This is a genomic window from Candidatus Chloroploca sp. Khr17 (genome assembly GCF_004138165.1).
Lineage (GTDB): Bacteria > Chloroflexota > Chloroflexia > Chloroflexales > Chloroflexaceae > Chloroploca.
In genome coordinates, this window is record NZ_RYFF01000059.1 from 1 (window position 1) to 24064 (window position 24064).

18 protein-coding genes and 1 pseudogene are annotated in these 24064 nt (G+C 61.2%); 7 read left to right on the forward strand and 12 right to left on the reverse strand.

From position 1 onward, the window contains the following. Positions 1 to 74 precede the first annotated feature (74 nt). Positions 75 to 785: pseudogene (locus EKD05_RS21860) on the forward strand (hypothetical protein); the annotation flags it as partial. Positions 786 to 845: 60 nt separating this feature from the next. Here the strand turns inward: EKD05_RS21860 and EKD05_RS21865 are convergent. The 7 genes from EKD05_RS21865 to EKD05_RS21895 form a co-directional block, all read right to left on the reverse strand. Then, complete coding sequence (locus EKD05_RS21865) at positions 846 to 3209, reverse strand: DUF2309 domain-containing protein (protein ID WP_129677142.1); 2364 nt, start codon at positions 3207 to 3209, stop codon at positions 846 to 848. Beyond that, a complete protein-coding gene (locus EKD05_RS21870; RefSeq protein ID WP_165360885.1) occupies positions 3202 to 4704 on the reverse strand; it encodes a proton-conducting transporter membrane subunit in 1503 nt (500 codons plus the stop codon). The genes EKD05_RS21865 and EKD05_RS21870 overlap by 8 nt, the downstream gene beginning before the upstream one ends. Positions 4705 to 5066: 362 nt before the next feature. Next, positions 5067 to 5702: a response regulator transcription factor gene (locus EKD05_RS21875; protein ID WP_129677146.1), complete on the reverse strand. Its 636-nt coding sequence runs from the start codon at positions 5700 to 5702 to the stop codon at positions 5067 to 5069. Positions 5703 to 5719: 17 nt separating this feature from the next. Further along, positions 5720 to 7414 (reverse strand): SulP family inorganic anion transporter, encoded by a 1695-nt coding sequence (locus tag EKD05_RS21880; RefSeq protein ID WP_205704039.1) that lies wholly within the window; start codon positions 7412 to 7414, stop codon positions 5720 to 5722. Between the two features lie 272 nt (positions 7415 to 7686). Then, positions 7687 to 8631, reverse strand: coding sequence for an HAD family phosphatase (locus EKD05_RS21885; RefSeq protein ID WP_129677148.1), 945 nt, complete (start codon positions 8629 to 8631; stop codon positions 7687 to 7689). A gap of 94 nt (positions 8632 to 8725) precedes the next feature. Next, positions 8726 to 10264, reverse strand: a complete 1539-nt coding sequence (locus tag EKD05_RS21890) for an arylsulfatase (RefSeq protein ID WP_129677150.1) — start codon at positions 10262 to 10264, stop codon at positions 8726 to 8728. Positions 10265 to 10379: 115 nt separating this feature from the next. After that, on the reverse strand, positions 10380 to 10973 hold the full coding sequence (locus EKD05_RS21895; RefSeq protein WP_129677152.1) for a PepSY domain-containing protein: 594 nt from the start codon (positions 10971 to 10973) through the stop codon (positions 10380 to 10382). 79 nt (positions 10974 to 11052) lie between these two features. Between EKD05_RS21895 and EKD05_RS21900 the strand changes: the two genes are divergently transcribed. Next, positions 11053 to 11232: a UPF0175 family protein gene (locus EKD05_RS21900; protein WP_165360886.1), complete on the forward strand. Its 180-nt coding sequence runs from the start codon at positions 11053 to 11055 to the stop codon at positions 11230 to 11232. Then, positions 11214 to 11702 carry a DUF3368 domain-containing protein gene (locus tag EKD05_RS21905; protein WP_129677156.1) on the forward strand — a complete coding sequence of 163 codons (489 nt, stop codon included), beginning with the start codon at positions 11214 to 11216 and terminating at the stop codon, positions 11700 to 11702. Before EKD05_RS21900 ends, EKD05_RS21905 begins: the two co-directional genes overlap by 19 nt. 237 nt (positions 11703 to 11939) lie before the next feature. On the opposite strand, the gene EKD05_RS21910 is transcribed toward EKD05_RS21905, so the two are convergent. The 3 genes from EKD05_RS21910 to EKD05_RS21920 all read right to left on the reverse strand — a co-directional run bounded on the left by EKD05_RS21910 (position 11940) and on the right by EKD05_RS21920 (position 14922). Next, positions 11940 to 13289, reverse strand: coding sequence for an anaerobic sulfatase maturase (locus tag EKD05_RS21910; RefSeq protein WP_129677158.1), 1350 nt, complete (start codon positions 13287 to 13289; stop codon positions 11940 to 11942). 178 nt (positions 13290 to 13467) lie between these two features. Further along, positions 13468 to 14295 (reverse strand): hypothetical protein, encoded by an 828-nt coding sequence (locus EKD05_RS21915; RefSeq protein ID WP_129677160.1) that lies wholly within the window; start codon positions 14293 to 14295, stop codon positions 13468 to 13470. A 66-nt stretch (positions 14296 to 14361) separates the two neighbouring features. Next, positions 14362 to 14922 (reverse strand): LURP-one-related/scramblase family protein, encoded by a 561-nt coding sequence (locus tag EKD05_RS21920; RefSeq protein WP_129677162.1) that lies wholly within the window; start codon positions 14920 to 14922, stop codon positions 14362 to 14364. Positions 14923 to 15769: 847 nt separating this feature from the next. Between EKD05_RS21920 and EKD05_RS21925 the strand changes: the two genes are divergently transcribed. Further along, a complete protein-coding gene (locus EKD05_RS21925) occupies positions 15770 to 16681 on the forward strand; it encodes a two-component regulator propeller domain-containing protein (protein WP_129677164.1) in 912 nt (303 codons plus the stop codon). A 99-nt stretch (positions 16682 to 16780) separates the two neighbouring features. Here the strand turns inward: EKD05_RS21925 and EKD05_RS21930 are convergent, their stop codons facing one another. Continuing rightward, positions 16781 to 19165, reverse strand: a complete 2385-nt coding sequence (locus tag EKD05_RS21930; protein WP_129677167.1) for an excinuclease ABC subunit UvrA — start codon at positions 19163 to 19165, stop codon at positions 16781 to 16783. Positions 19166 to 19262: 97 nt separating this feature from the next. Between EKD05_RS21930 and EKD05_RS21935 the strand changes: the two genes are divergently transcribed. The 3 genes from EKD05_RS21935 (at position 19263) to EKD05_RS21945 (ending at position 21960) form a co-directional block, all read left to right on the forward strand. Beyond that, positions 19263 to 20096 carry a peroxiredoxin gene (locus tag EKD05_RS21935; protein ID WP_205704043.1) on the forward strand — a complete coding sequence of 278 codons (834 nt, stop codon included), beginning with the start codon at positions 19263 to 19265 and terminating at the stop codon, positions 20094 to 20096. Positions 20097 to 20472: 376 nt separating this feature from the next. After that, complete coding sequence (locus EKD05_RS21940; protein WP_129677169.1) at positions 20473 to 21147, forward strand: GAP family protein; 675 nt, start codon at positions 20473 to 20475, stop codon at positions 21145 to 21147. An 18-nt stretch (positions 21148 to 21165) separates the two neighbouring features. After that, entirely contained in the window at positions 21166 to 21960 is a 795-nt protein-coding gene (locus EKD05_RS21945; protein WP_129677171.1) for a hypothetical protein, read from the forward strand. A 204-nt stretch (positions 21961 to 22164) separates the two neighbouring features. Here EKD05_RS21945 and EKD05_RS21950 read toward each other — a convergent pair whose 3' ends face one another. Continuing rightward, complete coding sequence (locus EKD05_RS21950) at positions 22165 to 23811, reverse strand: MFS transporter (RefSeq protein ID WP_129677173.1); 1647 nt, start codon at positions 23809 to 23811, stop codon at positions 22165 to 22167. Positions 23812 to 24064 lie beyond the last annotated feature (253 nt).

Consider the following 24064-nt stretch of genomic DNA (forward strand, 5'->3'; position numbering starts at 1 on the left):
GTGTCGTAGGCCACCCTGTAGGGAGTGCCCCTACATACTGAGTACCTGCGATACAACGCTAGGGAAAAGAGAACTATAGCCTGGTTGTGGTGCCGTTTCAGTTCGGGTTTCGCCACGATCTGATTGCGGAACAGCTTCTGGTTGAGCGCGATACGCTGCGCGAACGGCTCCCCGCGTTGGCCGAACTCCCACAGACCTGGGTGGGGCATAGCGTGGGTTGCAAATACCTGGCCTTGCTTGAAGCGTTCACCGATAGTGCCACGGGCAAGTTTGTCTTGCCGGGGATGAGCCTGGCGTCGGCGACACGGAATGGTATTCTTGATGAGCCATCCCTCTTGTTGGCCCCCGATCTTTCTGATACCAGGGATGCGGTGCCGTTGCTGCCGGTTGTGCCGCGCTTGTTGGATCAGTTTGGCCTGGGCGTGCGGCCTTCCCGGGCCGAGACGCAGCGCTTGATCGAGCAGGATGATCTCTTTGGTTTGACGGCGCTCATCTCGTTTGATCAGGATACGGTTGCCGGGCGCGCCCACGAGTCGCCCGAGGTCAGCGATGTGGCCTGGTTCCTCCAGACCCTGGAAGCACGAACGTCGTATCCGGTGTTGCACCGCGAACTAGCTGGGGATCACCTCGAGCCGGTTGGCATTCGTTATGGTGACATGGTCTATAGTCTGCGGTCAGCAAGCCTGATTGGGAGCAAATCGGTGCCACGGGCGATCGAGCAGACGGCGCTGGAATTTCTGGCTGAACTCGGGTGTCGCCGCGACCGTACGCGACGTAGGCGCTAAACATAGATTGGAGGTACGAACATAGCCAGCAATGCTGGCTATGTTCGTACCTCCAATGGCTTACGCCCATCCCTGACCGGGGAGCCAGCGTGCCGTTGCGTTGCTGTCGGGATCAAGGACAAAGAGCCGGATCCAGCCATGCTCCACCAGTTCACGGACATTCTGGTGCGCAGCGAGAATGGCCTCGATGCGCTCACGCGGGGCCTCAACCACGACTTGCAGGCGCAGTGGCTCGTGGTACCAGCGTCCGTCGGCATCCTGAACCGACTGCAAGGCCAGGCCCGTGCGCAGGTCGCCGCCGTTGCCGAGCACGACGCCCAACGTGCCGATCCGATTGTGCAAGGTTTTGGTGCCACACCCAAAAACGTCGTTATTGACGGTGGAACCAAAGTACTGCAAGTTGATCCACGAAGCGACAATCATTGGTGCAGTCAAAATCAGGGTCAAGATTGAATTATCGGGATCGGTTGTCCAGTCATATTCGTGCAAGAAGGAACGACCCTCAAGCGAAACACCACGGGTGCGGGAACGGCGGGCGACGATAAAGGCTGCATTGCGCGCCAGGGCCCACTCGGGGCGAGCCTCGGACCAATCGCGGGCACGCTTGCGCAAGAGCCGATCAATCAAGCGCTGTTTGCGGGTCTCTAGACCAAGGCTCTCGGCTCGTTCAGCGCGGGTTCTGGCCCCAGCCGCCTTGAGCCACTGCTGCAACTGAGCGAGATCGGCTTGATGCGTCGCCGGTACGTGCGCAAGATCAAGCAGGCGTACCTCATCGGTGCTCGTATCGTGAACCCCGGGCAAGAAGTGGGTATCGGTCGGCACCTGAAAACCGCGTGAAGGTAGCGCAGCGCGGACGCCCGGATCATTGAGCACCGCAGCGGCAATGCGCGCATTGATCGCCCCCCCATGCCCACCACAGGCCCCACAGTCAAGCCCTGCCTGATGGGGATTATTTTCACTGCACCCCTCGTGGCCGGCCAGCAAGACGAGGCGACCATACCGCTCACGCAGCCCCATATTCTTCAGGATCAGCGCCGCAATCGCGATCCGATTCTCCAGCGTCACCCCTGTGCTACCCTCGGGAGCGAGGAGGAACGGCACGTGCTCTTCGCTATGGCGCGGTGAGGTGAGAGCCCCCAGCGCATCCCCGACCAGACCAAGCGCATACGCTATGCCGAGGGTTTCCACAAAGGTAAAGGCTGCCCCGGGTGACGCGGTCAACTTCTTGGTCACCTGTTGCGCCGACCAGAGCGGGATGACCTCGTTGGCGGCAATCTTGACACCAGGTTGCAGCAACACCGGGCACCGTGCGCTCGACTGACCGCCATTTGTTTGCCAATCGAGAAAGACGGCAAAGAAACCGGCAAAACCGAGCGTTTCAACCGCAGGTGACTGAGCCTCGAAATGGCGGCGCAGGATCTCTGAACGTACATCGATGCAGAACGCGGCCTGCACGGCGGGACGTTCCATCGGCGTTGGCGTGGGCGCTTTGAGCTTGCCCAGCAACTGACGCGTGTAGCCATCTTCGAGCGCTTCTTGCAGGATCATTCGCACCGTCTCATCTTCGGCTCGGGCTGGTTGGCGCAACGGAACAGTGGTACGCTTCTGATGGGGCAACAGCAACGCGACGGCGGCATCGGTTGCCATCCGCATCGCGAGGAGGTCGAGCAGCGGCCCTGGTTCGTGATCACCAGCCGCCCAGACATCACGGCGCAACGAGGACGCCCAGCCAAAAACACCACCGAGCAGACGATACAAATAGCTGGTGCGCTCGGTTGGGGCAACTTGCAACTTGCCGAGCATCAGTTCAAGCGCCGCTTCAGGCAACGTGGGCAATTGGCGCACCCACTCGCACCAACCGGGCATACCCGCCAATTCCAACGAACGATCCATCATCGCCGCCTCGCGCCACGCCGCATACAAGCTCTTGCTCGGCTGCTTGGCCCACTGAGGGCCATCCTGGGGAATATAGACCGAACACCAGAGCGTGGTATGGCGAATAGCCCGTGCATGCCAGCGTGTGCCATGCGCCTGATCATACCGTTCAGCAAAGGTCAGCACCTGCGCCCGTGGCCGCAACGGCATCGGCATCGTACCCTCTAAGATGGCCAGCAACTCCTGCAGATCATAGGCTGCACGGCGAGCCGCCTGCGCAAGCTCCATTGGCCCAAAGGCCCCGGCCTGCCAACGCTCGCGGTAAAAGGCCAGCCCTGGCAGCACCTCGGCATCAATGCCATCACCAATCGCGATCGCAGCAGCCTCGAGCGACCGGCCACTAAAGCCCAGAAACGGATTAACGGCAACATAATTCTCGAGATCCCAGAGGGGTGGCAACCAACGGCAGACCTCGGCAACCTCATCAAGCACGCGCTGACCCTCAAGATACGCGATCGTCTGAACGTCCGTTTCATACAGCTTAAGCATTCTCTACCTCCTTGATGCGCGCCTGGCCCCAGACCTTTTCCACCAACCGATCCGCGATCACCCCCAGATAAAAGCCGTGCAACGCATGAACATACAATGCTCGTCCGACAGCCGAACGCCCAACGAGCGGCAGCAGCACCTGCAGCGCCGCAAGCAACGTAAACGCAACTACCGGCAGAATGGCGGACGCCCAGGCGAGCGGGTTGCTCAGCACGACCACCTCACCGAGCACCGGGGCAAAGAAGATGATCGCCCCGTTATAGAGACCGAAAGCGATGAAGGCAGCCGCCAGCGTGCCAAGCAACGCCTGCATAACCGGCAGGGCGAGCGTGCTTCCCGGCGCTCGCGGCGCCTGAAAGATCGCCACCCAGAGCTGGCCGATTGCGAGCACAACAACCGCACTGAGCGCCAGTTCGCCGGGTGAGTGGAAGGGATCAAAGCCAGTGACCAGCGCGGCCAGCGCCAGCGCAGGTATCGCCAACCCTACACCAAGCAGCGCAACACCCAACAGCATCGATGGGGCAAGTTTGGGCGCAACCACCGTCTTGCGTGGCAAATCACCCGTGCGCAAGAATGACCAGGCCTTATAGCATCCGTGGCCGAGCAGGTGGAGGGTTGCAGCCGGAAACGCCGCCACGCCAAACTGGATCATCATAAAACCCATCTGACTCACCGTTGACCAGGCCAGTGTGCGCTTGACATTGGTCTGCGCCCACATCGCCAGCAGACCAAGCACGGCGGTCAGCGTGCCGACGAGCGCCAGTTGAAAGAGCGCCAGCGGCACCTGCACCAGCAACGGGGCAAAGTGCAACAGCAAGACCCCACCAGCATTGATGATCCCGGCGTGCATCAGCGCCGACACCGGCGTCGGGGCCTCCATCGTCTCAGGAAGCCAGCTGTGGAAGGGGAACTGAGCTGATTTGGTCAGCGCCGCCACGACAATCAAGAGTGCAATCACGGTCGGGGCCGCCGCCCAGGCTACTGGTTCGTTCAGGCGGGCCAGAAACTCATTCAGGTCAAGCGTTCCCCAGTAAGCAACAATCAAGCCAATGGCCGCCAGCAACGCAAGATCACCAAGACGGCTGATCAGAAACTTCTTGCGTGCAGGCGGATACGCCTCGGCACGATTGCGATAGTAGGTCAACAACTGGTGCAACCCAAGACTAGTCAAAAACCATACCGCAAACATGACCAGCAAGTTACTCGCATAGATAAAGATGTAGGCAAAGAGCACCGTTGCCGCCAGCCAGCGTAAGAAGAAGCGCTGGCGGGGTTCACCATCCATATAACGCAGCGCAAAACGATAGGCCACGGTGCCCACACCAGCCACCAGCAACGCAATGCTCGCGTTCAGCCGATCAACGGTGAGGCCAGCGAACGAGAGCGCCTGTGGCATCACCACCTGGCCGATGAAGAGGCCAAAAGAGGTGATCGTCAATCCTATCAGCAAAACGAGCAAGCTCCGTTCCAGTCCACCCACACGCTCGTACGCCATGCGCTCCTCCTTTGCACTCATCACGATATATGTTAATTATATCACGAAGTATTTGTCGTATATCAGCAAAAGAGGGTGTTTTGGGGCACCCATCTGGCTAGCCGAAACTACCCAAACAGGCAGCCTGTTGGCCTCCGAGCCTATCTTTTGCCAGCATGCATCGGTATAGGCAAAAGAGGAATGTAGCATTCAGCGATGGCACGGGAGCGTGGGGCCGAAGCATTCGCCATCACAGGGATGTGCGACAACGAGGCTGATGAGGAATGTAGCATTCAGCGATGGCACGGGAGCGTGGAGCCAAAGCATTCGCCATCACAGGGATGTGCGACAGCCAGGTTGATTGGGTGGCGAATGCTTTGGCCTTACACTACCTTGTGTTGGACTGCCAGGCCGACGGCTTCGGTGCGGTTGGCGACAGACAGCTTGCTGAGGATGTTATGGACGTGATGGCGTACGGTGTTGCGGCTAATGAAGAGTTGCTCGGCGATCTGCTCGTTGCTCAAGCCGGCAACCATGAGACGCAGCACTTCGCGCTCGCGCTCGGAGAGGTCGCCACCGGGGATAGGCGGGGCATTCAGGGCGCTCACGAGCGCCCTGGTGACATCCGGGCTGAGTACTGGTGCGCCGGCGAAAGCCGCACGAATAGCTGCGATCAGATCGCTGCCATGGGCGTCCTTCAAGAGATAGCCGATCGCCCCGGCTTGCAACGCCTGTTGGACGATCGCACCTTCGCCGAAGCTTGTCAGGGCCAGGATCCGTACCTGCGGAAAGCGCCGCCGTAGCTCGCGCGTGGCGGTAATGCCATCCATCACCGGCATCATCATGTCCATGATGACCACGTCGGGGGCGAGTTGGGCGGCGAGCTCGAGCGCTTCGCTACCGTTTGCCCCCTCGCCGACAACCTCAATCTTGTCGGCACCTGCGAGGAAGAAGCGGAGGCCCCCCCGCACCACAGCGTGGTCGTCAACTAAGAGCACCCGAATAGGTGGGTTGGTCATAAACTCCTCCGCGCTGCTTATGTTCGTTCGGTCTCAACGGGCAACGGTTGTGCGTCAATCCACCGTTGGGCGGCGTCCATTGCTTCCTGGAGCGCATGGCCAACACGTTCGTCTACGATGAAGATATTTTTACGGCCAAGGGCAGACAATAGCCCCGTCCGCTCGAGCTGAAGCTCGACGGAGGGTGCCACCCCTGACAGCATCAGGCGGCTGTGCTGCCCGCGCAGCGCCTCGGCATAGCGGGCGATCACTTCCATGAAGGTGCTGCCCAACTCTGTCTCGCCCCGCAGCACCAGGATCACGACGGCGTTGCGCGAGCTTTCTGTCACCGTTGGGAGTTGCGCGTTGAAGACCGGGGCGGCGGCAAAGAAGAGGCTGCCGTAGGGAACCAGAATGGTCACCTGGCGTCCGGGCACCTCCGCTGGCGGATCGCCCTCGACGGGGAACTGCCCCGGCTCGATCTGCAGCGTCACCACCCGCACCCGGTTCGATTGCTGGAAGACGTAGAGCAGCACCGCCAGGCCCACGCCCATCAATACAGCGTATTGCAACGGAACCAGCAGGCCGGCGCTAAAGGTCAGGAACATCACGGTCTGCTGCACACGCCCGGTCTTCCAGACCGTCACCACCTGGCTGAGCCTAAGCGTACGGACGCCGATGACGATCAGCAGTCCCGCCAGGGCGGGCATCGCGATCAGGCCCACCAGCCGCCCGAAGAGCAGGATGCCCAGGGCGATCACGACGCCGGCCACGATGTTGGCCAGGCGTGAACGGGCGCCCGCCCCGATGGCTAGTGACGTGGCCGACATTGATGCGCCAACCGGCATGCCCTGAAGCACGCCGGCGACAATGCCCGCCGCCCCTTGCCCAACAAAGTCGCCCGAGGCATTCGGGAAGCGGCCATCGGGGTTGGCAATTGACGCGCTGATGCTCGCGCCCTGCACCAGACCGACAAAAGCGAGCGAGAGTGCGGGAATGAGCAGCACGGGCACGAGCGCCAGCGACGGTAGCACGGGCATTGGCAGCGAACTGGGAATGTCGGCGATATCCCTCGCCAGAGCAATCTGCTCGGCACCAGCCAGGGGGACGATCAGGGAGACAAAGAAGAGCGCAACCACCATCCCCAGGGCCTTGAGGCGCGTCTGTTCCAGGGTCAGGATCAGGATAATCGTCAGCACGCCGGCCGCCAGGGTTGGCACATGAACCTGCTCCAGGTTGCGCAGGAGGTCAACGGTTCTGACGACGCGGTTCGGCCCCGAGCTAGCGTAGCCGGTGAAGTCATCAAACTGCCCCAGGATGATCAGCAAGGCCACGGCGTTGACGAAGCCGACCATCACCGAGTTGGGCACGAAGCGCACCAGTTGGCCGAGCTTGAGCAGACCTGCGACGAGCATGAGCACGCCGGTCAACACTGCCAAGGTGAAGAGCGGGACGTTGGGATCCGACGCCTGCGTCACCAGGGGCACGCTGGCGATGATCAGCGCCATGGCACTGGTGGCCTGCACCGACATAAAGACCGAACTGGTGAAGAACGCGCCCGTGATGACGCCGGTCATGTAGCTGTAGAGGCCGTAGACGGGATTGACCAGCGCGAGCAACCCCGAGGCCAGCCCGGCAGGGATGCTCTGGATGCCCAGCACGAGACCAGCGCTAAGATCCTCGAGGGCGGTGGCGCGGTTGAAGAACTGCCGACGCATGGACGAAAGATTCATCGTTGTCGCTTTCCAAAACCGTTGCGTATGGCGTATGTCGCCTTGTCACCCTGCGGACTAGATGGCCTTTGGGCCAGCGAAGTGATGCCGCAAGAAACAAGGTGAGCGCTCGTCAGACCTCACAGGTCTTGAAGACCTGTGAGGTCTCAGGCGGGTTTTGTTTGTGAGGAGCAGAGCAAAGGGTCTATCGTGCTGAAGGGAAGATGCTTCGCGTTGCTCAGCATGACACACATCGTATGAACAGTTACCCGCAGGCAAGGGTTTGCACCCAATTAGTCGTTGACATCCGGGAAGACCTGGCGCCAATCGTCGCGCATACTGACGATCGTCCAGTCCTGGGTACGGGCCGCGTCCAGGGCGCGCTCGGCACCGGCTGTATAGGCGAACTCGCGCTCGGCATCATCGTGCAGCACGAGCAGGCGCAGCGCTGGCAATGATAGGTCGCCTGCGTACTGGAGCATGGCTAGGTCGCCGTTGGAGTTGCCTGCGGCAAGGATGGGGCGGTGCCCAACAACACCCCAGATCTGGATGGGCTTGTTCGGCCCGTCGTCAATCACATCAAGCTCGGCCTTCTGCACGATCGTTCCGACACCGTCACGCACTTCATAGGCATAGGCCACCGTGCTGCCGATCACGCGGTCACGGGGGATGGCATAGAGCGCCTCGGCGATGCCGCGCAGAAACTCGCGCCCGCTCCCCGAGACGATGTAACAGGTAAAGCTATGGTGCTCAAGAAAACGCAACAACTCGAGCATCGGTTGATAGACCACGGCGGCATAGGTACGACCGAGGGTAGGGTTGCGCTCACGGGCGACAAAGGCCGCCGCCTCGGCCTCGACCTCTTCGACGTCCCGGCCATCAGCGAGGGCGAGGATGCCGTTAAGGATGAGCCTCACATCGGTGTCATCACCCTGGTAGTAGCGGGTGATCGCTCCGCCTAGCCAGGCGTAGTCTTTGTGATACGCTGCCTGCCATGGTTGTCGCTCGCGCAGCGCCGGGTCGTGCTCGGCCTGCGTGAGCAACTTGCGCAGCAACAGATCGAGTTGCGCGTAGAGCGGCTTTTCGCACCAGAGCGTGCCATCGTTGTCGAAGACGGCCACCCGTTCGGCGGGCGGCACGTAGTGCGGGCCGGCCTCGTCGGTCACGGCGGCCACGAAGTCGAGGATCGCCTGCCTGGTTAGCGTGTTCCGCCAGTTCGGTAACTTGTCGGTCGTCATCACCTGATCCTTTCGGGCGGGGGTATGGGGGAACCAGGTTCCCCCATCGTAGGAAAAGCGGGGGCGAGGGGAAACCAGGTTTCCCCTCCCCATATCAGCTATCGCTCAGGGCCTCCTCCATCTTCGCCATCACTTGGTCGATGCCAAAGCTGGCCGCCTTCATGCGCGGCGGGAACTCCAGGAAGGTGCCGAGGAACTGCTGCACGAGGAACTGAGCCGCGTACATGATGTAGACCCGGTCGATCATCCAGTCCCAGTAGGTGTTCGAGGTGTAGTCGGCCCGCTCGAACGGGTCGGTGCGCAGGTTGAAGAACTTGGGCACGCGCAGGAAGACGAACGGCTCGGCCCAGACCATCACCGTGCCCTGCACGCGCTGCTCCGCGAAGACGACCTTCCAGTTGTCGTAGCGCATCGCCACCAGGTCGCCGTCGTCCGAGAAGTAGAAGAAGCCCTGCCGCGGCCCTTTCGCCTCCTCGCCGGTGAAGTGCGGCAGGAAGTTGTAGCCATCCAGGTGAACTTTGTACGTGGTGTCGCCAATCTGATGGCCCTCCTTGAGCTTGGCACCGATCTCCGGCTCGCCGGCAGCGGCGAGCAGCGTGGGCAGCCAGTCCTCAAGGGCGATGATTTCATTGGAGACGCTGCCGGCCTTGATCTTGGCAGGCCAGCGCACCAGCATCGGAATGCGATAGGCACCCTCCCAGTTCGTATTCTTCTCGCTGCGGAAGGGGGTCATTGCGCCGTCGGGCCAGGTGTTCATGTGCGGGCCGTTGTCGGTCGCGTACATCACGATCGTATTGTCAGCGATGCCGAGCTCGTCGAGCAGATCGAGCATGCGGCCCACGTGTTTGTCGTGCTCGATCATCACGTCGTGGTACTCGGACTGCCAACGCCCGGCCTGACCGCGCACGTGGGCCGGCGGGTGGACGCGGAAGTGCATCCAGGTGGTGTTGAGCCAGACGAAGAAGGGCTTGTCGTCGCTGTGGGCGCGCTTGACGAAGTCCTGGGCGGCGTCGACAAACTCGACGTCGCAGGTCTCCATGCGCTTGCGGGTCAGGGGGCCGGTGTCCTCGATCTTCTGCTTGCCGACGCGGCCCCAGCGCGGGTGCTCGGTCGGGTCGTCCTCCTCGGTGGCCCAGGAGTGGAGCACGCCCCGCGGTCCGAACCTGGCCTTGAAGTTGGGGAAGTCGGCCTCGGGCGGGTAGTCCACGTGTTCCGGCTCCTCCTCGGCGTTGAGGTGGTAGAGGTTGCCGAAGAACTCGTCGAAGCCGTGGGCGGTGGGCAGGTGGCTGTTGCGGTCGCCGAGATGGTTCTTGCCGAACTGACCGGTGGCGTAGCCCAGCGGCTTGAGCAACTCGGCAATGGTGGGATCATCGAACTGAAGGCCCTTATCCGCCCCCGGCATGCCCACCTTGGTGAGCCCGGTGCGATAGGGGCTCTGGCCAGTGATAAAGCACGAACGGCCTGCGGTGCAACTCTGCTGACCATAGCTGTCGGTAAAGCGCATGCCCTCGTTGGCAATGCGGTCGATGTTGGGCGTACGGTAGCCCATCAACCCGTCGCTGTAACAGCTCAGGTTGGTGATACCGATATCGTCGCCCCAGATGAGCAGGATGTTCGGTTGCTTGTCGGTCATCTGCAAGTCCTCACTTTCCGGATAGAGTTAAGACACCTTCAAAAATGGGCCGTAAACAGTTCCGTATCGGCGCTCGAAGCGAAGTAGGGCGGGCAACAGAGCGCCAAGGAACGCGTCACTCAATGATGCTTCCGTCAGGAGCCACCAGGACATCGATCTCACTGCCGTCTGGTCGTGTGATCTCGACCTCCCAGGCTGCCCCGCGTTCGTCCTCGCGGGAAATCCACGTGACCTGCCCTTCCCCGACCGCGTCGAGCGCCGCTTGCGCTGCTTGCTCCCGCGATACAACGCCACTGGCCGGTGGGATACCCGGACCAGAGCGTGCGGGGCCTCTGCCGAACTTCTCGACCTGCTTGATGATCGTTCCATCGGCAGCTACAAGCACGTCGACTTCGCTCCCGTCAGGTCGCGTGACCTCGACTTCCCATGCCGCCCCACGGTCGTCCTCAGGGCCGCTCCACGTCACCCGGCCCGAGCCTACTGCATCGAGTGCCGCCTGTTCCGCCTGGCTTCGCGATACCGTGCCAGGCGTGGAATTCTCGGCTCCCTCTTGGACGGGAGTGGCTGGCTCGGATGTTGTAACTGGTTGGGGCGCGGGGGCTCCAGAAGGTGCGGTTGGGGCTGTGGATGACAAGCCACCGCAACCGGCGAGCACAAGAGCACCGGCAACCAACAGAGCAACAACGAGAGTCAGCAGTTTCAATTTCATATCATCTCCTTCGTTTCGGTGACATCCTATCGCCGTGCTTGCGCCCGCGCAGGCGTTGCCGTTAGCGTGACGCTTGCTCGTGGTATACTCGTATCGTCGTGACCGTATCAGTTCAGGTAAAGCCGCCGAACTGCTCGGCATCGAGCGCCTCGATTTCATACGCCTGCTTGCCGAAGAAAAGACACCATACCTCGATTACTCAATCCCTGAACTCGAAGCCGAAATCGAAACGCTTGCCCAATGGCCTCCCAACCCGTAATCTCCAACACAACGCCGTTGATCGCTTTGGCATACATCGGGCGTCTTGACCTGCTGCCACAAATGTTTAGGAGCATCTGGATACCTCAGGCCGTCTATGATGAGGTGTTGCATAAACCTCAGGCTCCAGGCACAGATGAATTGGCAACGGCATCATGGCTGCAACTCGTTCCGATCCAGGACAGACTTGCTGTCAGTTTACTGCGCGACCAGTTGGGTGCCGGTGAGAGTGAAGCAATCGTTCTCGCTCGTGAACAGAATGCCGCATTACTCCTTATGGACGAGCAACGCGGGCAAAGACGTGCAATTCATAACGGCTTGAATGTCGTCGGCACACAGGGTATTCTGATTCAGGCGAAACGTCGCGGGCTGCTCGGCCCATTGCGCCCCGTACTTGACCAGTTGCAGCGACTCCCCTTTCATATGAGTGAACAGCTTTACAGCGAAGTTTTGCGCCAGGTCGGCGAATGAGCGTTACATCCCAGGCGTCAGATTTTCATACCTATATCAGTGGCTGAGCTTGCCCCTACGCAGGCGTTGCCGTTAGCGTGACGTTTGCTCAACCTGGCGTTTCATCGCCCGTTCTTGCTGGAGCGCGAACCGCGAGCCCGGCTTGGCTGGTAGGATCGCGCCGATCAACCAGAGGATGGGGAAGAAGATAAGGCACCTTTTTTGACGCAAAGGCGCAAAGGCGCAACGTTTCTGGCGTCATTCCTTCTCCGCTAGAGCAAGTGGGCGACGCGATGGCGGCGCCCCGTGACAGTGCTTGAGCTTGCGTCCACTCCCGCAGGGGCAGGGGTCGTTGCGCCCTGCTTTGGCCAGGAGGCGCGCAAACTCGGCGTCGGCGCGCGCGAGGATCGGCATAACTTCGGCGGCGCTGCGCCCCTGGCGGATCAGCCCGGCGATGATCCGCAACGGCTGATCGATATGAGTGAAAAAGGCTTTGTAGCCCGCGCAGAGGTAGTTCAGCCCCGGTTCGCCATCGGGGGTCAGGATGAAGCGGTTCTTGGGGCACTCGCCGTTGCAGGCAAAGCGCACCGGGCATTGCCGACAGTATTGCGGGAGCATATCGCGCTTGTCCTGGCCGAACTTCTTCATCTGATCCGAACTCACCAGTTCGATCATCGGCACGTCTTTGATGTTGCCGAGCTTGTGCTTTGGCTCAACAAAGTGATCGCAGGTGTAGAGGTCGCCGTTGTGTTCGAGGGCCGGGCCGAGGCCACAGGTCTGGTCAAAGACACACATCCGCGGGCTAAGACCGAGCCAGCTACGAGCGGCTGCCTCGAAGGTCTGCACAAAGACCTTGCCCACGTCGTTCCGCACCCATTCATCGAAAATCGTCGTTAAGAAGCGCCCGAACTGCTCAGCACCTACCGAGCGCTCCGAGACCGTATTGCCCTCCTGGATCAGCGCCCGCCCGTCGGTGTTGATCCGCTCGACCACCGGGATGAACTGCATCCAGTCGGTGCCAACTTCGTCGCGCAAGAAGCGGTAGACCTCGAGCGGATGCTCGGCGTTGGCGCTGTTGACCGTCGTGAGCACGTTGAAGTCGACGCCGTGCTGCTGGAGCAAGCGCACGCCGCGCATGACCTTGTCGAAGGTCGGCTTGCCGCCCTTGTCGTAGCGATAGATGTCGTGCAGATGGGCGGGACCGTCAATGCTAATGCCGACCAGGAAGCCATGTTCCTTGAAGAAGGCACCCCACTCGTCGTCAAGCAGCGTGCCGTTGGTCTGAATAGTGTGCTCGAAGCGCATCCCCGGGCGGCGGTGGCGCTCGGCGATCGCCATGGCATGACGGAAGAAGTCGAGCCCCATCAGGGTCGGCTCGCCGCCTTGCCATGCGATCGTGACATGGTCACTGGTATGACCAGCGATCAACTGGCCGATGTAGGCTTCCAAGACATCGTCGGCCATGCGGAACCTGGAACCGGGATAGAGTTGCTCTTTGGCGAGGAAGAAGCAATAGGCACAGTCGAGGTTGCAGATCGCCCCGGTGGGCTTGGCAAGCACGTGAAATGCGGACGGGCGCGACCCGTCGGCAGTGACCGGCGCGCTCAATTCGACACCTGCCTGAGCAACGGAGCCTGCCAGCGGCCTTCCAATGCCGCAGCCTGCGGCCAGTACAAGCGCATAATCATTGAGAATGGTCGCTCTGGCGCAGGTAGGCAGTCGGTACCCTCGTCCTGACTTGATCGTGTCATACCGGTCATTCCTCTGTTCTCCCACATCCCACGCCTTACCAATCCTGGCTAAGCTCAGCGAGAATGGCGTCGGCGGTGGCGCTGGCCTCATCAAGCGTGGCTTCGCTGATCAGTTCGGCGTCGACCAGGATGTCGATGGCCTCAGGGGCGTCGGCCTCGGTGAGCAAGCCAGCGACGACGAGGGCGCGCACGGCCTCGGCGGCGACGGTGGATCGGAGCGCTTCGACGCCAACGACGGTGGTGATCGCCGAGGCCATCGCCTCGCGCTGAACATCTTCGGCGGCCTCGATGGTAATGAGGGTATCAAGCAGGGCCGCGCCGCGCGCCGCAGCCGCCCGCTCGATCGCCACCTCGGCCTCGACGACCGCGTTGAGCTCTTGACCAACGGCCAGCAGCGCGTCACGGGTGAGGAAGCCCTGGGCAACCATATAGCCGCCGGCCTCAGTGATTGCGGCCCCAAGACCAAGCGCCCAGGCGTGTTCGACCAGCACGAGCGCGGCGGCTGTTCCGGGCATAAGATCAGTGACCGCCGCACGAATCACGTCGAGGTCGAGCCCAGCCCCGTGCTCGGGACTCAGCATGGTCTCTGCGCCCGGTGCTTGCTCGGTGGAGGTCTCGACCGTCGCGATGAGGCCGAGCAGCGGGTCGATCAGGGTACCAAAGCTCCTCACACTGCCATCGGGGAAATCCTGCTCGTGGAGGGTATGGACCGTGCCATCAGCCTCTTTCATGACAAACTGCAGGTCGAGAATCCGAATCAAGCCATGGCTGCGCAACTCGTCGAGTTCACGCAAGATCTGGCCCTCGAACCGGTCAACGCGGTCAAACGCAAATGTAAGCACCTGGATGGGTCCACTTTGCATCGCTGCTCCTCTTTCCATTATCGTTGGTGGGCGGGCGACGCTTCGCCCGCCCACCAACGGAAGATTCTATCGTCCACCGTGAGCCATCATATCGATCACAATCGCCACCGCGAGGATCAGCCCCTCGTTCTGGCCCGGCTCCACCGCGACACCATACGTATCGCGCAGGCGAAACCACTTCTTCGAGACCTCGGCGATCTTGCGGTCGCCGTCGCCGATGGTATACTCATGATGGAGAATGTTGCCCTGGACTTCGAGATCCGGCTCACCGCCGACCTTCACGGTCCAGCGGTCGCGCATCGGGGTGATGAGCGCCTTGCGTACCGTTGCCATCGTCTTGCCATCAGGTCCCTCGATCTCCATCGTATCGCGCACCCGGAGCATCCGCTCCTGCACGCGGCACTGCAGGTTGCCCTGAGGATCCTCAATGAGCAAGGTCTTGCGGATGCGCAGCGCCTTGCCGTCAACCTTGTAGGCCCGTCGTCCGTCGCTGTCTTCGATCCAGAAATCGTCGCCGATAGCGACCATGCGCTGGCGTACCTGATAGCGCACCGCCGTTCCACGGCGTCCGAAAGTTTCACGCTCCTGTTGGCGATCTTCGCGCCGAGCTTGTTGTCGTCCGCGCATTGTTTGCTCATCCTTTCGTTCTTGGTATGAACCAAGGTTTCAGGCTCGTTGACCGTTCTGTCTATAGCAGTCCTGTTTGGATTGTAAACAGGAGTGCCGGCTTTAGCCGGCTAATGGTCTTCCAGAAATTAATCCGGTATAGACCGCGCAGGCGGGCTTCGCTTCCCCTAGCCGAGGGCTTCAGCCCCACGGCATCGGGCGGATAGCGGATCATGTACTGCAAAACCATAAGCCGGCACTCCGTAGACACAAACCTGTTAGGACTGCTATATGCGACTGCCGAAATTCTATGTGGGTAAGTAGTGTGTGAAATACGTTTTCTGGCGTCCTCAGCCGTCCACGCATGGGGCCACGAATGAACGAAGAGCGCACCGCCCCTATTCGTATATTCGTGAGTGCTATTCGTGGTCGGCGGCGCTACCGGGAAACTTTTGTTACACACTAGTAAGTAGCCTGTCACGTAAGTTTTCTGGTGTTTTGCGAGCCTGGGTGCACGGGCGTTCCTCCCGCTGGTGCTCGCGAAGCGGGCTGGACGCCCACGTACCCAGGAAGGTGGGAAAACGTCGTTGACAGATTATTCATGTAGATATCAGTACATTGTACTCAATGATTATACCGCAGGCGCGTTCGTGGTGCATGAATTATTTGCTTGGTTTGCTGATGAATCTTGGAGATAGCGCAAATGGAACCGATGAGGATACGCATCCACCTATCCAAGAGGATAGTTCGCTGTACGACCTTGTATAGCGATCCTGGACGCAATGCCTAGCAAAGAAGCCTTTCGCCCCCACCCCAACCCTCCCCCGCTGGGGACGGGTGTCTGGTTCCTCCCGCCAGCGGGGGACGGATGCTGAGCATTGCCGAGGGGCTTCCCCATCCGGCGGTGTATGCCATTGCCCGCGACCCCTTTGGCTTTGTCTGGCTCGGCACGCTCGAGGGGTTGGCACGCTACGACGGCCATCGCTTTGTCATCTACCGTCCCGATCCAACCAACCCGAACATGCCCGTCAGCGGTCAAATCGAGACGCTCTATACCGACCGTAAGGGCATACTCTGGATTGGCACGCTCGCCAGCGGCCTCAACCGCTACGACCCGCGTAGTCAGCAGTTCACGCTCTATCGCCACGATCCTGCCGATCCAGACAGCCTGAGCAGCAACGCCGTGCGTGCCATCTACGAGGATGCCGCAGGCACTCTCTGGGTCGGCACGCTGGACGGTGGTCTGAACCGACTTGACCGTGCGACGGGGCGCTTCACCCGGTACCGCCACGACCCGAACGACCCATTCAGCCTGAGCGATGATCAGGTTACGGATATGCTCGACGATGGGCGCGGCGGGCTCTGGGTTGCCACGGGGCGCGGGCTGAATCGGTTCGAACCTGCGACCGGGCGGTTCACAACCCATCGCCATAACCCCGCCGACCCAGACTCGCTCGGCGGCAATGCGGTGGCGACGCTCTTTCGCGACAGCACCGGTGCGCTCTGGGTGGGCGTCACCGGTGTCGGCCTCTCCCGCTATGACGAGGCAACGCAGCGCTTCACGAGCTACGCGGGACTGCCAAACAGCAATGTGGTCGATCTTGCCGAGACGACCCCGGGCGAGCTCTGGGTCGCCACCTATGGCGGCGGGCTTGTTCACCTCGACGTAGCAAGTGGTCGCTTCACCAACTTCAATAGCCTCGTCGTACAAGGCAGCGGGCTGGCGACCGAGAGTATCGAACACCTCTTTCTGAGTGACGATGGGCTGCTCTGGATCTGAAACCTTGTCTTAGGAATCTAAGGCGCTTGCCTCACTGTGCAACCCCGGCTTTGCTCACCGTGAGTGGGCATCATGCTGGTCGCGGTGTTCGGCAGGGCCTCAGAGGGCAACGTGCGGATGACTCCCAACGAATGTCGCCAGGTGCTCGCCGGTCAGCGTCGCTCGTGCCGCCACCAGGTCAGCCGGCGTACCTTCAAAGACGATCCGTCCACCGTCGTGGCCCGCGCCCGGGCCGAGATCGATGATCCAGTCGGCGTGCGCCATCACCGCCTGGTGGTGCTCGATCACAATGACCGATGTCCCCGCTTCGACGAGCCGATCCAGCAGATCGAGCAACTGCTTGATGTCGGCCAGATGCAGCCCAGCGGTCGGCTCGTCGAGCACGTAGACCCTGGCGTCACCACCCATGTGCGTTGCGAGCTTGAGCCGCTGTCGCTCGCCGCCCGAGAGCGTCGTGAGCGGTTGGCCCAGACGGACGTAGCCCAGGCCTACGTCGGCCAGACGCCGGAGAATCGTTTGCGCAGCCGGCGTACGCGCCGCACCGTCAGCGAAGAAGCCGACTGCCTCATCGACCGTCAGGTCGAACACCTCGGCAATGTTGAGCCTACCGAGCCGGTAAGCCAACACCGACGCCTGAAACCGACGGCCCTCGCACTCCTCGCAGATCGTGGTGACGCCGGCCATCATCCCCAGGTCGGTATAGATCACCCCGACGCCATTGCAGGTAGGGCAGGCGCCCTCGGAGTTGGCGCTGAACAGCGCTGGTTTCACGCCATTAGCCTTCGCAAATGCCGTGCGGATAGGGTCGAGCAGCCCAGTGTAGGTCGCCGGGTTGCTCCGTCGCGAGCCGCGGATCTGGGCTTGTTCGATCGCCACCACGCCGTCCCGTCCCGAGACCGAGCCGTGGATCAGCGAACTTTTGCCCGACCCGGCCACGCCGGTCACCACGACGAGCACGCCGAGGGGCAGGTCAACATCAACATGCTGCAAGTTGTGCGTGCAGGCACCGCGCACCTCCAGCACACCCGACGGCGTTCGTACCGATGCTTTCAGCGCGGCCCGGTCTTCGAGATGACGCCCGGTGAGCGTGCCACTGGCCCGCAACCCCTCGACCGTGCCCGCGAAGACCACTTCACCGCCAGCGGTACCGGCACCAGGCCCGAGGTCGACGACGTGGTCGGCGATGGCGATCACCTCGGGCTTGTGCTCAACGACCAGAACCGTGTTGCCCTTATCGCGCAGCCGCAACAGTAGGTTGTTCATACGCTGGATGTCGTGGGGATGCAGCCCAATCGTCGGCTCATCAAAGACGTAGGTCACGTCGGTGAGCGACGAGCCGAGGTGACCGATCATCTTGGTGCGCTGCGCCTCGCCACCCGACAGGGTACCTGATGGTCGGTCGAGGCTGAGGTAGCCGAGCCCGATCTCCACAAACGCATCGAGCAGGTGTTGGAGCTTGGCGAGCAGCGGGGCCACCGACGGCTCGTTCAGGTCGCGCACCCAGACGGCCAGATCGTTGATCTGCATCGCGCAGACGTCGGCGATGTTCTTGCCGTTGATCGTGGACGACCGAGCTCCTTCGTTCAGTCGGGTACCGTTGCACTCAGGACAGATTGTGAACGTCACTGCCCGCTCCACAAAGGCACGGATATGCGGTTGCAGCGCCTCGATGTCCTTGGAGAGAAACGATTTCTGCACCCGAGGCACAAGCCCTTCGTAGGTCAAATTGATGCCGTTGAACTTGATTTTTAGCGGCTCTTTGTAGAGAAAGTCGTGGAGCTCCTTTTTAGTATATTGGCCGATCGGCTTGTTCGGGTCGAAGAAACCCGATTCGGCGTAGATCCGCACTTCCCAACCACCCGCCTTGTAGCCCGGAATCGTGAATGGCCCCTCAGCGAGCGACTTGCTCGCATCATACAACTGGGTCAAGTCGATGTCGCTTACGTTGCCCATACCCTCACAGCGCGGGCACATGCCGCCGTGATAGACAACGTCGCGCACCACGACTTTCTCGCCTTTGCCCTTGTCAACGCTCATTGACCCGCTGGCCGTTCGCGTCGGGACGTTGAACGAATAGGCGGTAGGAGGCCCAATGTGCGGCTGACCAAGGCGGCTGAACAGGATCCGCAGCATCGCGCTGGCGTCGGTAGCGGTGCCGACGGTGGAGCGGGCATGTGCGCCCATGCGCTCTTGGTCGACGATGATCGCCGTCGTCAGCCCTTCCAGCACATCAACCTCGGGCCGCGCCAGCGTTGGCATAAAGCCCTGCACGAACACGCTGTAGGTCTCGTTGATCAGGCGTTGCGACTCGGCGGCGATGGTGCCGAACACCAGCGACGACTTGCCCGACCCTGAGACCCCAGTGAAGACCGTCAACCGACGCTTGGGGATCGCGACATGGACATCCTTCAGATTGTTCTCGCGCGCACCCTTGACGCGAATCAGATCGTGACAATCGGCAGGGTGCTGATTGGAAGGAGCCATACAAACCTCCACAGGGAACCAGCGGCTTGAAAAAGAATCCGTCGGTCAATGCCACGATATGGGGCAAACCGCTGTGTCTCGTGGCATTATAGCACATATGAACGCACAGCGCACCTTCACCGTGCATTCCAACCAGGGCTACGCTGAAAATGGGGGAACCAAGTTCCCCCATTTTCAGCGTAGCCCTACCAATGTCACCGGGCAGCGTATGCGCGGCGGTGCAGGGCAATGGTACAATCTCAGAAAGCCGCCATTTTGTCAGGAGAACCATGTCGTGAGCCAAACCACCAGCTTTGAGCAACTCCCCGCCGACCTGCCCGTTCCCGAGGACGACGGCGCATGCGCCCACCTTGTCGGCTGTGTCGTGCCATCACTTGCGCTCACCGCGACCGATGGAAGCACGGTCAACCTTGCCGCACTGCCCAGTCGCACGCTCGTCTATTGCTACCCGCGCAGCGGCGTGCCCGGCCAGGCGCTCCCTACCGACTGGGACGCTATCCCCGGTGCTCGCGGCTGCACCCCAGAGGCATGTGGCTTCCGGGATCACCATACCGAGCTTCGCGCTCTGGGTACGACAGTCTTCGGCCTGAGCACCCAGGATACCGCGTATCAGCAGGAGTTTGCGGCGCGGCTGCATCTGCCCTTCGCCATCCTCAGCGACGCCGAGCTCCGCTTGACCACCGCCTTGCGGTTGCCCACCTTCACCGTCGACGGGATGCGTCTGATCAAGCGCCTGACCCTCGTATTGCACGACGGAGTGATCGAGCACGTCTTCTACCCAATCTTCCCGCCCGACACCCATGCAGGGCAGGTAGTCGCCTGGCTCGCCGACCACCCGTCAGCCCTGTCAGGTGTGCGCCGGGACGATCCTCCGGTACCCCCAGGATCGCTGCGGCGCACGCCTGACAGGGCTCCTGATCCAGCCGGATAGGTACGCACCTGTTCAACTGGGTCTCAACGAAATCACCATTGTGCTGCAAGTCAACTGCTCTTCCATATGTTGTAATATTATGTACCGTACCGTTGAGCATGGTGGATAGTAGTGTGTCAACTCCATGTTCTGACATGCTCCCGGCCTTGCCTTGCTGAACGCAGCGAAGCATCTCGGTCGTCTGAACACCTGAGACCCTAGAACCTTTGCTGCGCTCAGGGTGACAAAACAACGGTGGAAGGTAACTGTTCACCCTTGGGGGAAAGCGCCACCCCGCGCTCCCAGGAGCAGTGTGAACACTTACGGTGGAAGCACGGGCATCAATCATCGGTTAGGAGCGAGCACGAAGTGGGCCGCCCCTACCAAGGAGAACCCCATGGCCGGTCTGTTCGGCGAATTGCTGCCGATGATCCTCGGCAACGTCCTGGCCCCCCTCTGGCTCATCATTGTCCTGTTGCTGCTCGCCAGCCCGGGCGGCCTGCTCAAGGCCGCCGCCTTCGTCCTCGGCATGACGCTCACTCGCGTGGCCCAGGGATTGCTCTTCGGCGCATTACTGGCCGCTTCATCAGATGATGCAGCGGGAGGGAGCGGCCTCGTGGCTGCGACGCTGAAGCTCATCCTTGGCATCCTGCTGCTGATCGCGGCGTTCAAGAAATGGCGCAAGGAAGAAGATCCTGACGAACCACCGCCGAAGTGGATGCAGTCGCTTGACCAGACCACCGCCCTCAAGGCTTTTGGCCTAGGTGCGTTGGGCATCGCGATCGGCCCAAAACTCTGGGCCTTCACCCTCTCGGCCCTTGCCATTATCAACGGGGCGGGGATCGACCAAACCAGCGCGATCATCGCGTACGCGGCCTACATTTTCTTTGCGCAGATCCTGCTCATCCTCGCAGTGCTTTTTGCCGCAGTTGCGCCAAAACATTCCCGTGCGGTCCTTCAGCGTGCAACCGGGTGGCTCACGACCTACAATCGCCCGATCTCCATTACGGTCGCGCTGGTGTTCGGCCTCTTATTCACATGGGACGGCGTAAATGGCTTCCTGAAGGGATAGGCTTTCCAAAGGAGAACTATGACACTGCTGCGCAGAATCTTCGCAGGCGTTCTTTTCGTCCTTGCACTGCTCACCTTCCTACTCGCTGCGACCGGGACGATCGGGGCCTGGATCGCCAAGGCCACTATCGATGAGACGACGCTTGCCATGGTCGATGTTGTTACCGACTACCTCGATCTGGCGATCCAGACGATTGATACGCTTGACAGTAATGTTGCTGAGGCAGAAGAGCGGCTCGGTTTGGTGCAAACCAGTTTGGCGTTCTTGCGTACCGAACGGGCCAATGGGCCAGTGGCGCAACAGATGCAGCAGGTCATTACTGAAGAACTGCAACCTGCGTTGGAACAACTCACGACCCGTGCCCAACGCCTCCGTGAGGGCTTAGAGCGCTTTAACCAGCGCATCGAACAGCTCAACCAGTTGCCCTTTCTCGACGTACCCACCCTCACCAATGCGCTGACGACCCTTGACAGCGAGATCACTGCCGCCCGCGATCAGACCCGTCTCGTGCGTACGGCCATCGAAACACGCGATAACGTGCTCCTCCAGTCGGCCACCGACCGTCTCGAAGAACGCCTGAGCCAGGTTCGCGCCACGCTTGCCGAGGGCAGGAACCGCACCAGCACCGTGCAATTGGCGCTGATCGATATTCGCCAGGCTCTGACCTTCTGGTCAACCGTGAGTACAACGACCATCAGTGCCCTGCTGGTACTCTTTGCCCTCGGCCAACTCAGCCTTGCCGCGCATGCCTGGGGGTGGATGTTCGGTCGGCAGCGCGAGGGGCAAAGCACCCGTCCCGCCCGCCGTCGCTAGCGGCACCGTACTTTGGCGTGCGGTTATTTTGACGCAAAGGCGCAAAGGCGCAAGGGACGTCACCGCCTACTCAGTGGCGTGTGAACTATATTTCCCGGTCGCGCCGCCGACCACGAAGACTGATTACGAAGAAACGAATATGGGCTGCTCCATGCGCTCTTCGTTCATTCGTGGCCCCCATTGACAGCAAACGGACGTCACCGCCTACTCAGCGTGCTGCGAACGAGTTTCACCGGTATCGTCCGCAGCACGCTGAACGCCACGCAACCAGAACCACGCGACGGCGGCAACGGCAAGGCTGGCGGTACCTGCCAGGATCAGCGCCGAGGCGACGCCAACACTGAAGGCCTCCCTGTAAGCTGCCATCAGCCCAAGACCAGCAATGACGACTGGCGTCCGGGTGAGATCGTCGGCGGTGATACCCTGGCGAAGGGCGATATCAACAACCTGCAGCGCGATAGCTTGCTGCTCTGCGTTGAGCCGCAACTCGGCCATGCGCAACTTGAAGTCAGCCGTGCCACTCAACGCCAGGACGCTGGCGAGCAGTACGCCAGCCAATCCGCTGCCGACAAGCCCAGCCGCCCGGTTGAGCCCCGAACTGAGGCCGATCAGGTCGGCTGGCAGGGCCGCAAAGAAGAAGTAAGCCCACGAGGCCGAGGCGATCAGGAAGCCGAGACCGAACAGCATCATCAGCGGAACAAGCACTAGATAGGGCGTATTCGGGCGTGCCAGCGCGGTGAGCAGCATCGCCACGCCCATCGTCGCAAGGCCGCCACCCACCGCTACATAGGCCGGTTGACTGGTGGTAAAACGGGCGGCCCAGCGGAGAACAAAGAGATTGCCAAGAAAGACCGGTGCCAGCGCGACCCCGGCAATGAAACCCGGAAGTTGCCGTGCCGTGAAGAAGAAGCCGTAGAGCATCTGCGCATAGCCCACCAAGCCGAAATTGAGGGCCGCCGAGACGAGCAGCAGCAGCGAGAGGAAGTGCCGCGGCACCTCCTTTGTGCCGCGAAAGGGGCGGTGCTTGCCGGCGAATTGGATCCAGATGCTCAGCAGCAGCACGCCAAGCGCAACGAAGCCGCCCGCCGCGACGGTGATCGGGTTGCGCCAGGTATCCGTAAGGTTGGCCATCACCAACCCGAACATGGCGGCGAGAAAGACCAGCGCCCATGCAGCAGCATTGATCGCCTCGATGCGCCCGAAGCCGCCCTGGGCACGGCTTTCCGGAACGTAACGCCAGGCGAGATAGGCACCTGCCACACCCACAACGATCGGCAGAACGAGCGCCGCACGCCACCCCCACCAATCCTCAAACAGGATGCCAAGCAGGCTCGCCAGCACGCCCACACCCGTCACAAAGGTGTAAATGACCAGCGCCCGTGTGCGCTCGGTGCCCTCAAAGGTCAGGCGGATCAGCGCCAGGGAGAGCGGGAAGGCCAGGGCACCCATCACGCCGACCATCGCCCGGATGACGATGAGGGTGAGCAACGTAGGTGCGAGCAGCGAGATCACGTTGAAGAGCGTCGCGCCGATGGCCCCAATCAGCAGGATCTTGCGCCGACCAAGCAGATCACCCAGGACGCCGCCGACAAGCTGGAAGGCCACGAACAGCAAGACACCCAGGCTGGCGAGCACACGGTACTCAGTCCATCCTGTGCCGAAAGCCGACGAAGGGATCTCGTAGCCAATCATCCATAAAAATGGCTCGGCTTGCAAGGCAAAGGCGACCGTGCAGCAAGCCGCCAGAATCCACCAGCGCTGTGGGTCATCGTACTGGCGAGGCGATGCCACCGTCGGTACATCCGTCACCGTTCTTCTCGTATCAGCAGCATCGTCTGAGGCGCTTGCCATAGTCACGCAACTCCTTCAATTGAACTGGGGTCACCAAACATCGTGTCCCGCATTGGGTACGAAGGCGCGATGATAAACAGAGCGTATGCAAAGTTGGTCGGTACTGCACCCGCCACATGAACAGTTTTTTGCTCGTCCCCATGGATATGCAGATACGAATGACATCAGGGAGTGCCGACTTATGGTTTTACAGGAAATGATCCGCTATGAACCCGATGCCGTGGGGCTGAAGCCCTCGGCTATGGGAAGCGAA